Source organism: Pseudomonas wadenswilerensis, assembly GCF_024749185.1.
Classification (GTDB): domain Bacteria; phylum Pseudomonadota; class Gammaproteobacteria; order Pseudomonadales; family Pseudomonadaceae; genus Aquipseudomonas; species Aquipseudomonas wadenswilerensis.
Window position 1 is genome coordinate 1,875,520 of sequence record NZ_CP087191.1, and the last position, 13,753, is coordinate 1,889,272.

The 13,753-nt window shown below is 64.4% G+C and carries 15 protein-coding genes and 1 riboswitch; of the genes, 5 read left to right on the top strand and 10 right to left on the bottom strand.

What is annotated here, in order from left to right; genetic code table 11:
• Positions 1 to 65: 65 nt before the first annotated feature.
• The 5 genes from LOY45_RS08630 to LOY45_RS08650 all read left to right on the top strand — a co-directional run bounded on the left by LOY45_RS08630 (position 66) and on the right by LOY45_RS08650 (position 4,129).
• Positions 66 to 413, top strand: coding sequence for a hypothetical protein (locus tag LOY45_RS08630; RefSeq protein WP_115087920.1), 348 nt, complete (start codon positions 66 to 68; stop codon positions 411 to 413).
• Positions 414 to 505: 92 nt separating this feature from the next.
• Positions 506 to 1,300 (top strand): alpha/beta hydrolase, encoded by a 795-nt coding sequence (locus LOY45_RS08635; protein ID WP_115087919.1) that lies wholly within the window; start codon positions 506 to 508, stop codon positions 1,298 to 1,300.
• Positions 1,297 to 2,151, top strand: coding sequence for an alpha/beta hydrolase (locus LOY45_RS08640; protein ID WP_233674514.1), 855 nt, complete (start codon positions 1,297 to 1,299; stop codon positions 2,149 to 2,151). Before LOY45_RS08635 ends, LOY45_RS08640 begins: the two co-directional genes overlap by 4 nt.
• 145 nt (positions 2,152 to 2,296) lie before the next feature.
• Positions 2,297 to 3,064, top strand: coding sequence for a DUF4892 domain-containing protein (locus LOY45_RS08645; RefSeq protein ID WP_115087917.1), 768 nt, complete (start codon positions 2,297 to 2,299; stop codon positions 3,062 to 3,064).
• A gap of 12 nt (positions 3,065 to 3,076) precedes the next feature.
• Positions 3,077 to 4,129, top strand: a complete 1,053-nt coding sequence (locus LOY45_RS08650; protein ID WP_115088498.1) for an AI-2E family transporter — start codon at positions 3,077 to 3,079, stop codon at positions 4,127 to 4,129.
• Positions 4,130 to 4,137: 8 nt separating this feature from the next.
• On the opposite strand, the gene LOY45_RS08655 is transcribed toward LOY45_RS08650, so the two are convergent.
• From LOY45_RS08655 to LOY45_RS08700, 10 genes are all read right to left on the bottom strand, one after another.
• The gene (locus LOY45_RS08655; protein WP_010224632.1) at positions 4,138 to 4,632 is read right to left on the bottom strand and encodes an Lrp/AsnC family transcriptional regulator; all 495 of its coding nucleotides are present in this window, start codon (positions 4,630 to 4,632) and stop codon (positions 4,138 to 4,140) included.
• Between the two features lie 12 nt (positions 4,633 to 4,644).
• On the bottom strand, positions 4,645 to 5,496 hold the full coding sequence (locus LOY45_RS08660) for an ABC transporter ATP-binding protein (protein WP_233674513.1): 852 nt from the start codon (positions 5,494 to 5,496) through the stop codon (positions 4,645 to 4,647).
• A 3-nt stretch (positions 5,497 to 5,499) separates the two neighbouring features.
• Positions 5,500 to 6,213, bottom strand: coding sequence for an ABC transporter permease (locus LOY45_RS08665; RefSeq protein WP_134063483.1), 714 nt, complete (start codon positions 6,211 to 6,213; stop codon positions 5,500 to 5,502).
• Entirely contained in the window at positions 6,210 to 6,935 is a 726-nt protein-coding gene (locus LOY45_RS08670; protein ID WP_258578967.1) for an ABC transporter permease, read from the bottom strand. The genes LOY45_RS08665 and LOY45_RS08670 overlap by 4 nt, the downstream gene beginning before the upstream one ends.
• A gap of 75 nt (positions 6,936 to 7,010) precedes the next feature.
• Positions 7,011 to 7,790 carry an ABC transporter substrate-binding protein gene (locus LOY45_RS08675; RefSeq protein ID WP_115087914.1) on the bottom strand — a complete coding sequence of 260 codons (780 nt, stop codon included), beginning with the start codon at positions 7,788 to 7,790 and terminating at the stop codon, positions 7,011 to 7,013.
• A gap of 248 nt (positions 7,791 to 8,038) precedes the next feature.
• A complete protein-coding gene (locus tag LOY45_RS08680; protein ID WP_258578968.1) occupies positions 8,039 to 9,085 on the bottom strand; it encodes an ornithine cyclodeaminase in 1,047 nt (348 codons plus the stop codon).
• A 20-nt stretch (positions 9,086 to 9,105) separates the two neighbouring features.
• Positions 9,106 to 10,023, bottom strand: a complete 918-nt coding sequence (gene ctlX, locus LOY45_RS08685; protein ID WP_233674512.1) for a citrulline utilization hydrolase CtlX — start codon at positions 10,021 to 10,023, stop codon at positions 9,106 to 9,108.
• A gap of 133 nt (positions 10,024 to 10,156) precedes the next feature.
• Complete coding sequence (locus LOY45_RS08690) at positions 10,157 to 11,089, bottom strand: ABC transporter substrate-binding protein (protein WP_258578969.1); 933 nt, start codon at positions 11,087 to 11,089, stop codon at positions 10,157 to 10,159.
• Positions 11,086 to 11,472 (bottom strand): (2Fe-2S) ferredoxin domain-containing protein, encoded by a 387-nt coding sequence (locus LOY45_RS08695; protein WP_051636725.1) that lies wholly within the window; start codon positions 11,470 to 11,472, stop codon positions 11,086 to 11,088. The genes LOY45_RS08690 and LOY45_RS08695 overlap by 4 nt, the downstream gene beginning before the upstream one ends.
• A 106-nt stretch (positions 11,473 to 11,578) precedes the next feature.
• Positions 11,579 to 11,782: riboswitch (cobalamin riboswitch) on the bottom strand.
• Between the two features lie 5 nt (positions 11,783 to 11,787).
• Positions 11,788 to 13,599, bottom strand: a complete 1,812-nt coding sequence (locus LOY45_RS08700; RefSeq protein ID WP_258578970.1) for a sigma-54-dependent Fis family transcriptional regulator — start codon at positions 13,597 to 13,599, stop codon at positions 11,788 to 11,790.
• Between the last annotated feature and the right edge of the window lie 154 nt (positions 13,600 to 13,753).

Here is a 13,753-nt window from a genome sequence, read left to right on the forward strand (position 1 = left end):
GTGCTCCGTGCAGCTTGTTAGCGTGCGTTGAAGTTGCGGGGCAGGGTGTCCCAGGGAATTCGACTATGAGCAGTAGACATCTGGATCTGGTGTACTCGGCCGATGTGCAGCCGACGCTCGACAAGGTGCGCAAGCACCAGGCGCTGGATTTTGCCGAGTACCGCATGCTGCAGGACAGCGCCGACGCCAAGCTCGACTACCTGCTGCGCAAGTTCGAAGGCCAGTACGAGCTGGAGCAGCTGCGCCAGGCCAGCATCCGTATGTCACACCTGCTGCAGACCAGTTGCCTGGCCTTGCGTCGGCTCGAGCTCGATGCCGAAGACAAACGCCGTGCCCGCGAAGCCCTGGAGCAGCAGCTGGCCTATATGCAGGCCTGCCTGCGCCGCTCCATGGCCAGTTTCGGCGAGTATTGACCTGATTGCCGTCGCCGATGGCCTTTCCGGACATTGCCGCAGCGGGTGCGGTTGCCGACAATGAGCCATCACTTCCCTCTGGATTGGCGGCCATGTCGCAGCAGATCTTCTTCGCCCATGCCAATGGCTTCCCCTCGGCCACTTACGGCAAGCTCTTTGCTGCGCTGGCCCCCGACTATCAGGTGACCCACCTGGCCCAGCACGCCCACGATCCGCGTTTTCCGGTCAATGACAACTGGCAGAACCTGGTCGACGAACTGATCCATCACCTGGAGCAACAACCCGGCCCGGTCTGGGGCGTCGGTCATTCCTTGGGTGGCGTGTTGCACCTGCATGCGGCCATGCGCTGCCCGCAGTACTACCGTGGTGTGGTGATGCTCGATTCGCCGGTATTGACCCGGGTCGATCAGTGGCTGATCCAGGCAGCCAAGCGCATGGGTTTCATCGATCGCATCACCCCGGCCGGGCGCACGATGGGTCGCCGCGAAGCCTTTGCCGATCGTGACAGCGCGCGGGCCTACTTTGCTGGCAAGACGTTGTTCCGGCATTTCGACCCGGAATGCCTGGACGCCTACCTGGAGCATGGACTGCAGCCTGACGAAGACGGCTTGCGCCTGCGCTTTGATCCGGCCACGGAGATCAGCATCTACCGCAGCCTGCCGCACACCAGCCCAAGCCCGGCCAAACAGTTGCAGTTGCCCCTGGCCATGGTCCGTGGCAGTCATAGCCGAGTGGTCAAGCGTCATCACGCCCTGGCCGTGCGTGGCATGCCGAAAGGCGAATACCACAGTCTGCCCGGCGGCCATATGTTTCCGCTGGAGCACCCCACCGATACCGCGAGCCTGATCAAGGACCTGTTCGACCGCTGGCAGGACACCCCGGCATGAGTAGCGAAATGGAAGAAGTTCGCCTGAACCTGGGTCATATCGAGCTGGCCGCACACTTGTTCGGGCCCGCCGATGGCCTGCCGGTAATCGCCTTGCACGGCTGGCTCGACAACGCCAACAGCTTTTCCCGCCTGGCGCCCCGGCTCAAGGGCCTGCGCATCCTGGCCCTGGACCTGGCCGGCCATGGCCATTCCGACCATCGCCCGGCTGGCGCCGGCTATGCCCTGGCCGATTACGCCCACGATGTGCTGCGGGTCGCCGAGCAGATGGGGTGGGCGCATTTTGCCCTGCTCGGGCATTCGCTTGGGGCGATCATTTCGGTGCTGCTGGCCGGTTCGCTGCCCGAACGGGTCACTCGCCTGGCCTTGATCGACGGGGTGATCCCGCCCACCAGCGGCCCTCAGGATGCCGCCGAACGCATGGGCATGGCCCTGCAGGCGCAACTGCGCCTGGACAGTAAACGCAAGGCGGTGCACCCGACCCTCGACCAGGCAATCGAGGCGCGCATGAAGGGCCTGGTGGCGGTCAGCCGCGAAGCCGCCGAGCTGCTCGCCCAGCGTGGGCTGATGCCGGTACCCGGTGGTTTCAGCTGGCGCAGTGACAGCCGCCTGACCCTGCCATCGCCCACCCGGCTCAACGAAGCCCAGGCCATGAGCTTTGTGCAGCGCATCGCCTGCCCGGCGAAACTGGTGGTGGCAGCCGAGGGCATGCTGGCGCGCCACGGCGCGTTGCTTGAGCAGCTACCCTTTGAGCGAGAACAACTGCCGGGCGGCCATCACCTGCACCTGAATGACGAGGCCGGCGCAACCCTTGTTGCAGACTGTTTCAATCGCTTCTTTGGCATTCCTTGACTTGTGGCGGGCAACTGTCGAGGCTTGGCGGGTTGAACAGGGAGACAACCATGAACGAGCAAGACAACGCCACATCCGTTGACCACCTTGACGCCCCGCGCTCGGTGGCGTGCCTATGAGGCTCAAACCTTTTATCCAGGCGGTGATGGCCGGGCTCGGCGTTCTCGCCAGCGCGCCGTTGCTGGCCGAGGGGTTGCCGGTGCCGCTGGACGCCAAAGTGGTCGATCAGCGCCCTCCAGTGTTGCAGGAGCGCATCTACCCGCTGGGCGGCCTGCGCAAGATCAGCAACCAGCTGCGGGTCGACGGCAAGATCGAGAGCCGTGGCCAGGTCAGCTCGACCACCTACGAGCTGCCTCGCGAGCGCAGCGCCAACGAAGCCTTCACCGCAGCCCGCGAAGCCTTGCAGAAGGATGGCGGTTATCCGTTGTTCTGGTGCCAGGCCCGCGATTGTGGCGAGAACAGCCTGTGGGCCAACGAGGTGTTCAAGAACCGCACGCTGTCGGGCGCCGACGAGCAACAGGCGTTCATCCTGCTGCGCCGCTCCGCCGAGCAGAGCAACACCCTGATCGCGCTGTACAGCGTCACCCGTGGCAACAAGCGCGCCTACCTGCATGTCGAAGAGTTTGTCGCCGAGGCGCCCCTGGGCGAGTTGCTGCCAACTGCAGCGACCTTGATGCGCGAACTGCTCGACACCGGCAAGCTCGACTACCCTGACTTGAACGGCGAGCCAGCGCAGGCTTGGGTCAACCTGATCGGGCGCAGCCTGAACAACAACACCACCTTGCGCGTGAGCCTGAGCGGGGCCAAGGCCGAAGCCTGGCGCGAGCAGTTGGTAAAGGCCGGAGTACTTTCGGCGCGACTGGAAGTGGGTAGCGCAGAGACCGATGGTTTCCACGTCGAACTGATTCGTTGATCGAGAAGCATGATGCCAAATAATGACCGCCTGCTGGTGCAGATAATCCTGCTGGCGCTGCTTGGCGCCGGCCTGTGGGTGATGGCGCCGTTTATTTCGGCGCTACTTTGGGGCGCCATCCTGGCCTATGCCAGCTGGCCGCTGATGCGCCTGTTGACCCGCCTGCTCGGCGGTCGCGAAACCCTGGCCGCAGGCTTGCTGACCACCTTGTGGATCTTGCTGGTGGCACTGCCGCTGGTGTGGCTGGGCTTCAACCTGGCCGACCATATTCGTGATGCCACCGCCTTCGTACGCGACGTGCAGGTCGACGGCCTGCCCGATGCACCGAGCTGGCTAGGTGGCGTGCCGTTGGTGGGCGAACGTCTGGTGGGCATGTGGGACACCATCGACCAGCAGGGCGCGGCCTTGCTGACCACCATCAAGCCGTACCTGGGCCAGGTCGGCAATTGGCTGCTGGCGCGCAGCGCGCAGATCGGCAGCGGCATTCTCGAGCTGACCCTGAGCCTGGTCTTCGTGTTCTTCTTCTACCGTGACGGGCCACGGCTGGCGGCTTTCGTGCTGCGCCTGCTGGACCGGCTGATCGGCGAGCGTGCCGAGTACTACCTGGACCTGGTGGCCGGTACCGTGCAACGGGTGGTCAACGGCGTGATCGGCACGGCAGCGGCGCAAGCCGTACTGGCGCTGATCGGCTTTTTGATCGCCGGTGTACCGGGGGCGCTGGTGCTGGGGATCGTCACCTTCATGCTCAGCCTGATCCCCATGGGCCCGCCACTGGCCTGGGTCCCGGCCACCGCCTGGCTGGCCTGGCAGGGCGAATACGGCATGGCGGTGTTCCTCGGCCTCTGGGGTACCTTCATCATCAGCGGCGTCGACAACGTGCTCAAACCCTACCTGATCAGCCGTGGCGGCAACCTGCCGCTGGTGATTGTCCTGCTTGGGGTATTTGGCGGCCTGCTGGCCTTCGGCTTTATCGGCCTGTTCATCGGCCCGACCTTGCTGGCGGTGGCCTACAGCCTGTTGCTGGACTGGTCGCGCAGCGGGCCGGTGGCGCCGCCGCGTACCTGATTGCGGGGTTAGAGCTGGGGGGCGGTGTTCTTCACCACCGCCAGCTCCGGGTGGGCGACCAGCTTGTCGATGTGCAGCTCGTCGTTGTTCATCCAGGTCTCGGTCAGCACCCGATAGTGCTCCATGTCACGGCAACGCATGCGCAGGCTGTAGTCGAAGTGACCACTGATCAGCTGGCAGTCGAACACCTGCGGGCAGGCGCGCACGCAGGCTTCAAACGCCTTTTGCGCCGCGCGCCCGCTCTGGTTGGAGAGGGCCACCAGCACCAGCAGCGACAAACCGGGCGAAACCATCTGCACATCGATGATCGCGCCATAGCCGCGAATCACCCCGCGCCGTTCCAGCTTGCGCACCCGCTCCAGGCACGGGCGTGGGGTGAGGTGCACCAGCGATGAGAGCTTTTCATAGGTGATGCGCCCGTTATGGCGCAGCACGTCGATGATCGCTTCGTCGATCCGGTCCAGGGGCGGCGTGGTCTGTGGGCTGTTGACCTTGGTATCCATGCAGGTTCGGCTTCACTTCAAACGGTTGGAAAGAAATTGCTGCAGGCGCTCGCTCTGCGGCTGGTCAAGTATCTCGGCGCTTCCCTGTTCCTCGACCCGGCCCTGATGCAGAAACAGCACCTGGCTCGACACCTGGCGGGCAAAGCCCATCTCGTGGGTGACCATGAGCATGGTACGGCCTTCCTCGGCCAGCGTCTGTATGACTTTCAGCACTTCACCGACCAGCTCCGGGTCCAGGGCCGAGGTCGGTTCATCGAAGAGAATGATTTCCGGCTCCATGGCCAGGGCCCGGGCTATCGCCACCCGCTGTTGCTGGCCACCGGAGAGGAACGCCGGGTACTGGTCGGCAGCCCGCGGCGGCAGGCCGACCTTGTCCAGGTACTTGCGCGCCCGGGCTTCGGCTTCCTGGCTGCTGACCCCGAGCACCCGCCGCGGCGCCATGCAGATGTTCTCCAGCACGGTCATGTGGCTCCACAGGTTGAAGTGCTGGAACACCATGGCCAGGCGCGTGCGCAGGTTCTGCAGTTGCGCCGGATGCGGCGCGCGCGTGCCGGCGCGGCCCTGGCGCATTTCGATCGTCTGTTCATCGAGGGTGATGACCCCGGCATCGGGTTGCTCGAGGAAGTTGATGCAGCGCAGCATGGTGCTCTTGCCCGAGCCGCTGGCGCCGATCAGGCTGATCACGTCGCCTTTGCGCGCCTGCAGCGAGACGCCCTTGAGCACTTCATGTTCACCATAGCGTTTGTGCAGGTCGGCAACGCTCAGCTTGACCGTGGCATCGGCGGCAACGCTGGCGATGCGCGGGCTTGGGCGGCTGCGGGGAGTGGGCTCGGCGGTCGCCAGGGCGTGTGCGGTAGTGGTCATGAATTAGCCTCGGGCAGGAACAAGAAAACCCATCCAGCGCCGCTCGGCCAGGCGAAACAGCCCGACCAGCGCGAAGGACAGCAACATGTACAGAAGCGCCGCCGTTCCGAAGGCCTGAAAGGTCAGGAAGGTGGCGGCGTTGGCATCGCGGGCGACCTTGAGGATGTCGGCGATGGTGGCGGTGAAGGCCAGCGACGTGGCGTGCAGCATCAGGATCAGTTCGTTGCTGTAGGCCGGCAGCGAACGGCGCAGGGCTGCGGGCAAGACCACGAACAGGTTCAGCTTCCAGCCGTGCAGGCCATAGGCCTGGGCCGCTTCGATCTCGCCATGGGGAATGTTGCGAATCGCCCCGGCGAAGATCTCCACGGTGTAGGCACAGGTATTGAGCACGAAGGCCAGCAGGGTGCAGTTCAGCGCATTGCGAAAGAACTGGTCGAGCAGGGCGTGATCGCGCACCACCTCCAGCCCGTACAGGCCGGTGTAGCAGATCAGCAACTGGATGTAGAGCGGCGTGCCGCGAAACACGAAGGTGTAGAACTCCACCGGCCAGCGCAGCCACAGGTTGCGCGACACCCGCGCCAGGGCCAGCGGCAGCGACAGGAAAAAGCCCAGGACCATGGTGATGACGAACAGCCACAGGGTCATGGCCAGCCCGGAAAGCCCGGCGCCATCGCTGTAGAGGTAGGCCTGGCCGTACTGTTCAAAGAGTTCGATCATCGTGCCAGCCCCTTGATGCCGGTGTTGTAACGCCGCTCCAGGTGCTTGAACAGGCGGTTGGAGAGGGTGGTGATCAGCAGGTACACAAGCCCGGCGATGATCAGGAAGTACAGGGTGTTGTTGGTGGTCTTGCCGGCGTTCTGCGCGGCCTTGACCAGGTCGGCGAGGCCGATGATCGACACCAGCGCGGTGGACTTGAGCAGCACCAGCCAGTTGTTGCCCAGGCCCGGCAGGGCGAAGCGCATCAGTTGCGGGAACAGCACCAGGCGAAAGCGTTGCGCCTTGCTCAGCCCATAGGCTGTGGCTGCCTCCAGCTGCCCGGCCGGGACGCTGAGGATCGCGCCGCGAAAGTTCTCGGTGAAGTAGGCGCCGTAGATGAAGCCCAGGGTGATGACCCCGGCAGTAAACGGGTCGATTTCGAAGTAGTCCCAGCCGAGCAGTTCGGTCAGGTCGTTGAGCCACAGTTGCAGGGTGTAGAAGATCAGCAGGATCAGCACCAGGTCCGGCACGCTGCGAATCAGGGTGGTGTACAGGGTTGCCGGCACGCGCAGCAGTTTCAGCCGCGAGAGCTTGGCGCTGGCGCCGAACAGGCCCAGGGCCAGGCTCAGGCCAAGCGACAGCAGCGCCAGTTTCAGGGTCATCCAGGTCCCTTGCAGCAACAGCGGGCCGAAGCCCTGCAAGCTCAGGGCCTGCCAGCCATGGGAGTGAAGGAAGTCGTTCACGGGAAAAATCTCGGTAGGACGCAGGGCAAATGCGGCCGTGATCAGCTCAGGGCGAACCGATCACGACGACACGGCTTACTCGTTGTAGATATCCAGGTCGCCGACGTACTTCTTCTGGATGGCGGCGAAGGTGCCATCGGCATGCACCGCAGCAATGCCTTTGTCGAGCAGGGCCTTGAGCTCGCTGTCGTTCTTGCGCAGGCCCATGGCGATGTCCAGGGGCAGGGTGGGGTCCTTGATCGCCGGGCCGCTCTTGAAGTCGGCGCCTTCGGGCTTGGTGAGGAAGTTCAGCTGGGCTTCGAGCTTGTCGGTCAGGGTGGCGTCGAGGCGGCCGTTGATCAGGTCGGCGTAGTTCTGGTCCTGGGCCTGGTAGGCCTTGACCTGGGCCCCCAGCGGCGCCAGCTTGGCACGGGCATACGCTTCCTGCAGCGAGCCCTGCAATACGCCGACCTGCTTGCCCTTGAGCGATTCGGGGGTGTCGCCGAAGTCGGCGTTCTTGCGCACGATCACCGAAGTCGGGCTGAGGAACAGCCGGGCGCTGAAGTCGATCTGTTTCTGCCGCGCCGGGGTCACCGCCATCGACGACATGATTGCGTCGAACTTGCGTGCCCGCAGGGCCGGGATCATGCCGTCGAATTCGTTGTGCACCCAGGTGCATTTGACTTGCAGCTTGGCGCAGATGGCGTTGCCCAGCTCGATGTCGAAGCCTTGCAGGCTGCCATCGGCGGCAACGGATTCAAAAGGGGGGTATTCGGGGTAGACGCCGAAACGGATCTCGGTCCATTCCTTGGCCTGCACCGCACTTGCGCACAGTGGCAGGAGCAGCACGCTGAGGAGCTTTCGCAGCGAAGTCATATGAGTATCCCTGAGTTTTATAGTTGATGTAGGGCAGTGGTGCGCTTCTGGTCTTTTAGTGACTCTCTGGTCGGGCTCAGAATGCGCGATGACGACGTTTTTTTTGTGTCGTTTGCGCCGGCGTCGGCTGCCGGATTTTGCTGTTAACGCGTGTATGGCAGCCGAATCGGCTGAGGCACCTCCTGTTTAAGCTTCCCTTGCAGCAGTTTCCGATCTGCCGCGCGGTGGCACGGCAGAATCGGTCGGGTTCAGGCGCGTTTTTTCTGCAGGTTTTCAACCGGTGCACGCAGCAGCGCGAACAGGTCTTTCGGGTCCTTGAGTTCCGGCACCAGGGCGATCTCGCTGCCGATGTCCAGGGCCTTGGCCACGTCCAGCACATAACGCAGCGCCGAGTAATCTTCGAGGGCGAAGCCGACCGAGTCGAACAGCGTCACTTGCGCGGCGTTTTCGCGACCGGCCACCTGGCCGTTGATCACTTGCCAGAATTCGGTGGTCGGCGAGTCGGCGGGCATTTGCTGGATTTCGCCTTCGATGCGGCTTTGCGGTTCGTACTCGACGATCACCCGCGCGCGCTCGACGATCTCGCGGTGCAGTTCGGTCTTGCCCGGGCAGTCACCGCCGACGGCATTGAGGTGCATGCCCGGCTCGATCATCTCCGGCGTGAGGATGGTGGCGTAGGCCTTGTCGGCGGTCACCGTGGTGACGATGTCGGCGCCGCGCACCGCTTCGGCGACGGAACCGGCGACGGTTACCTTGATTGCAGGGAAGGCGCTGAGGTTGGCGACCAGTTTGGCGCTGGCGGCCGGGTCCAGGTCATACAGGCGAATGTCTTCGATGCCCAGCAGGGCGTGGAAGGCCAGGGCCTGGAACTCGCTTTGCGAGCCGTTGCCGATCAGCGCCATGCTGCGGCTGTCCTTGCGCGCCAGGTAGCGGGCGGCCAGGGCCGAGGTCGCGGCGGTACGGATAGCGGTGGTCAGGGTCATTTCGCTGAGCAGCACCGGCGCGCCGGTATCGACGTCGCCCAGGGCGCCGAAGGCCATTACCGTGAGCATGCCGCGATGGGTATTTTTCGGGTGGCCGTTGACGTACTTGAAGGCGTACAGGTTGGCGTCGGACACCGGCATCAGCTCGATCACGCCATCGGGCGAGTGGTTGGCCAGGCGTGCGCATTTTTCGAAGTCCTGCCAGCGCAGGTAGTCCTCACGGATGTACTCGGCCATTTCGCTGATGCAGGTGCTCAGGCCTTTGCATGCCACCAGGCGGCTGAGGTCGGTAACGTCGATATAGCGGGTCATGATGAACTCCTTTGTTGTAATCAGTGACGGACGGGCAGGTGCACTTCGGCGAGCATGCAGCGCGCGCTGCCGCCGCCAATGCGCTCGATATGGTCGATGTTCACCACCACCGGGTGGCTGTGCTGTTCGACCTGCCGGCGCTGTTCGGGGCTGAGCGAGCGCCAGGCGCTGCGCGACATCACCAGCAGCGGCTGGCCTTGCTTGTCGTGGACTTCAAGCATGTTGCCGGCGAAACCTTCGAGCTGGTCGAAATCCAGGGTCAAAATGTCCTTGCCGGTGTCGCGCAGCGAATGCTCCAGGGCGCGGCGCTCGGCGGCCTCGGGCAGGGCCTGCAGGCAGACCACCGAGAGCCCGCGGCCAACGCTCATCATCACATTGCAGTGATAGATCGGCGCCTGGTGGCGGTCGACGGCGTGGAACAGGCACAGGCGATAGTCGAGCTGTTCGGCGAACAGGCGCAGGGCCTGGGTGTGGGTGCGCCCGGAATGGCAGGCATAGCTGATCCGGTGCTCGCGATCCAGGACCATGCTGCCGGTCCCTTCCAGATACATACTCTGCTGTTCCAGGGGGCTCAGATCGATGGTCTGACGGACGGCAAAACGCTCTTCGAGCACCTTGAGCACGCCCTTGCTGCGCTCCAGGCGGCGGTTCTGGCCTTCCATCGGGTAGAGCACCAGGCTGCCGTCGGCGTGGCTGCTCCACCAGTTGTTGGGGAAAATCGAGTCAGGGGTGTGCGGCGCCGGGGTGTCCTGCACCACCAGCACTTCGACGCCGTGCTGGCGCAGGGTGTCGACATAACCATCGAACTCTTCCAGCGCTTTCTGCTGTGCCTGCTCCGGCTCGAGCAGGGCTTGCTGGAAACGGTTGTTGAGGGCGGTATCCGGGTTGAAGGCGAACCGCGCCGGGCGGATCATCAAGACTGTATTTGTTGTTTGCATCGAGGCACGCATCCGGGGTTGGCTGTGTGCTTATTGTCGACGTGATCAATGATAAATCCCGGCTGAAGCGCGTTGGGCGCTCAGCCGGTAAAGCTGAAATAGTGGGTTTGACAGCGGAATCTGCTGTGATGACTCAAGGTAGGTCTTGCTTGAAGGCGCGCAGCTGCCGCGCCAGGCTCAGCGCGGTGCTGGCGCTGTGTTCGCCGGCAAGGATGTGGGTGAAGGGCAGGTCGATCAGGCGATTGTTGCGCACGGCTTGCAAGTGCGAGAGCGCCGGGTGCTTGCGCAGGTAAGCGCGCTTGCCGGCGGCGGGCGACCACACTGCATCGGCAAGGATGATGACGTCGGGGTCGGCGCGCAGCAGGCTTTCGGCATCGACCGTGACCCGGTTCAGCTCGACCTCGGCGTAAAGGTTGCGGCCGCCCGCCGCGTCGATCAGCTGGGTGATGAAGCCGCGCTTGCCTTCGCTGTGCAGGCCGTTGACCTCGTTGTCGAGGTAAAACACCGACAGCGGCTGCCCGTGCCCGGCGATGGCTTTAGCGGCGGCCAGATCCTGGTGCTGGCGGGCGATCAGGTGGCTGGCCTGGGCGTCGCGCTGCAGCAGACGGCCGAGGACACGCAGGTCTTGTTCAACGGCGGCAAAGCCGTTTTCGGTCGCTGGCGCGCAGGCGTTCTCCAGCAGGTAAGTGCCGATGCCGTTGGCTTTCAAGGTCGTGCGCAGGGCTACGCCGTCGCTGTCGCGAAAGGCACTGGCAAAACCGCCGACCAGCAGGTCGTAACCCTGGGCATAGACGACCTCGGTTGCCGGGTAGCGGCGTGACAGCAGGGGGACGCCGCGATAGCGTCCGCTGGCCAGGGCTTGCGGGTCGTCATCGATATAGCTGACCGCGGCCAGGGTTGGGCCGGCTTCAAGGGCCAGCAGCAGGTCGGCGGCGTGCTGGTTGAGGGCCAGGATGCGTTGTGGACGGTCATGTGGCAGTTGCCAGGTCTGCCCGCAGTTTTGATAGTCCAGGGCCAGGGCGCTGCTGCTCAATACGGCCAGCAAGCTGGCGCCGAACCACCTCATGACACCTGGCCATTGAGCAGCAGATCGGGCACCGGCTGGCCCTCGATCAGGTGTTCGCGCACCAGCCGTTGCGCGTCTTCGGCGTTGGCTACCCGGTACCAGCAACGGTCCGGATACACCGTCAGCACTGGGCCGAGGTTGCAGGGGAACTGGCAATGGCTGCGGGTCAGCAGCACGCCGTCAGTGGTTTCGATACGGTTGGCCACCAGCAGCTCGCGGCGCAGGACTTTCCACAGCGGCAGGGCACCGCGTTGCACGCAGCGAGGGCCGGTGCAGAGCATCACGTGGCGGGTATGCTCGGGGATCTGCGACCACTCGGGCTTGCTCTGGATTTCATCTTCGGCGACGCGGCCGCGGCGACGCTTGGGGGTTGTTGCTGTCATGGACTTCTCGAAAAACATTCGCGAAGCGCACAGGAGGGCCCCAGCCAACACGCGCCAGGCAGCCGGCTCGTGCCCGCCCTCCGCAGGTTTGCCTAAATGACTGCGTGCAGTCGTGGGGCTTCAGGCCGGTCTCCGGGCTTGCGAGGCTTGAAGCCATTCGCCTTCCCATGCCTGTGGGCACAGTGGCGGGTTGAATGCTTCACTCGCTTACCGTTGCGGGGGCAGCGCCGGACTGGTCGATAACGACGCACCGGCTTCCCGTTTCACCTGACGCACGGCGGCGGCAGGCACCTGAAACTGGCAGGCATCTGACCATCAGCCCAGGCGTTCGTCAACTGTACCGGCCTGGCCCTGGGCGTGCAGGCGCTTGTACAGGGTGGTGCGGCTGATGCCCAGGGCCCGGGCCAGGGCCGAGATATTGCCGTTGAGGCCTTGCAGGCGCTGGCCGAGGTCGTCAGCGCTAGCTGGTGACGGCAACACGGGGGGCTGCGGCCTGGAGGCGGGCAGATCGGCAAAGAAACTGTCCGGCAGGTGCTCCACAGCAATCGGCCGCCCGCCCGCCAGCGCCAGTGCGACCTGGAGCACGCTGGCCAGCTGGCGCAGGTTGCCCGGCCAGGGGTGCTGGAGCAGCAGTTCCAGCACCTTGCCGGGCAGTTGCGTCGGCGCCCCGGGCTCGCGGTGCTGCTGGTGGAGCTGTTCGATCAGGGCCAGGCGGTCGCTGCGTTCGCGCAAGGGCGGCAGCATCAGGCTGAGACCGGCGATGCGGTAGTACAGGTCCTGGCGAAAGTGGCCCAGACGTACTTGGTCGGCGAGGTTCTGGTTGGTCGCCGAGACCACGCGGATATCCACCGGGATCGGTTCACCACTGCCCAATGGCTGGATGTTGCGGGTCTGCAGAAAACGCAGCAGGCGTGCCTGGGTCGGCAGCGGCATGTCACCGATTTCATCGAGAAACAGGATGCCCCGGTCGGCCTTGCGGATCAGGCCGATATTGCCCTTGTGATGGGCGCCGGTGAATGCGCCTTTCTCGTAGCCGAACAGCTCCGACTCGACCAGCTCGGCCGGAATCGCTGCGCAGTTCACCGCAATCAACGGCTGGCCGGCGCGGCTGCTGGCGCGGTGCAGGGCATTGACGAAGACTTCCTTGCCGGCTCCGGTTTCGCCCTCGATCAATAGCGGAATGTCCTTTTCCAGCAACAACCCGGCCTGGTGCAGGGCCTTGTCGATACGCGGGTCGCAGGTGGTTTGCGCATGGCTGACCGGTGTGGCCCGCGGGGCTTGGGTGGGGGCATGCAACAGGCAATGAAAACGGTTGCGCCCGGTCACCTGCACGGCGAACGGTTGCTCTGCGCTGTGGCCGAGCAGTTGCACCAGGGGCGTCCTGAACAACTGCTCCAGGTTCAGTTGCAACGGATTCTGGCCGAGCAAACTGTCGGCCCGGCGATTGGCCGCCAGCACCCGGCCCTGGTCATCGAACACCAGCAGCCCGGCCCATTGGCTGTCGAGGTTGTTGGCGCCGGTATTGAAGCTCAGTTGCCGGTAATCCCCGGCAAAGCGCGCCAGGATCAGGCGGTTCTCCAGGCTCTGGCTCATCATCCGCACCAGGCCCTGGGTTTGCGCCGCCGGCAGGTAGCTGTCGCTGGACACATCGAGTACGCCGATCAACTGGCGCTCGGCGTCGAACAAGGGGGCGGCGGCGCTGGCCATGAAGCGGTTGAGCTTGAGGAAGTGCTCATCCTGGCTGACATGCACCGCCTCGCCGGTAGCCAGGGCGGTGCCGATGGCATTGGTGCCCACCCCTTGTTCCCGCCAGCAGGCGCCGGCGACAAAGCCGTGGCGCTGGCGCGGGTCGATAAAGCGGCGGGTGCCCCAGGCATCGAGCAACTGGCCCTGATGGTCGCTGAGCATGATCAGGTAACTGGAGTTGCCGAGCAGGTGCGCGTATTGCGGCAGCACCTCGTCGCGGGTGGTGCCCAGCAGTGAATGCTCGCGTTCGAGCAGTTCGCTGACCTGGGCGGCGGATGCTTCGCCGAACTGCGGTTGTGACTGGTGATCCAGGCCGTAGGCGCGGCAGCGCTGCCAGGAGGCCTGGATCAGTTGCGCATGGGCGCTGGTGGATGCGGCCATGGGCCCGTCCTCTGCCGGCGGCAGTGTTGTTGTTTTTGTCTGATCCAGTGTTGTTCAGTCCTGTTCATTGTCAATGCCGCGGCTGTTCAACTGTGCAGCGAAGGCTGTTCATTTCTGTTCAGGTGTGAACCCCGGCCATCGGTCAGTTCGCTGA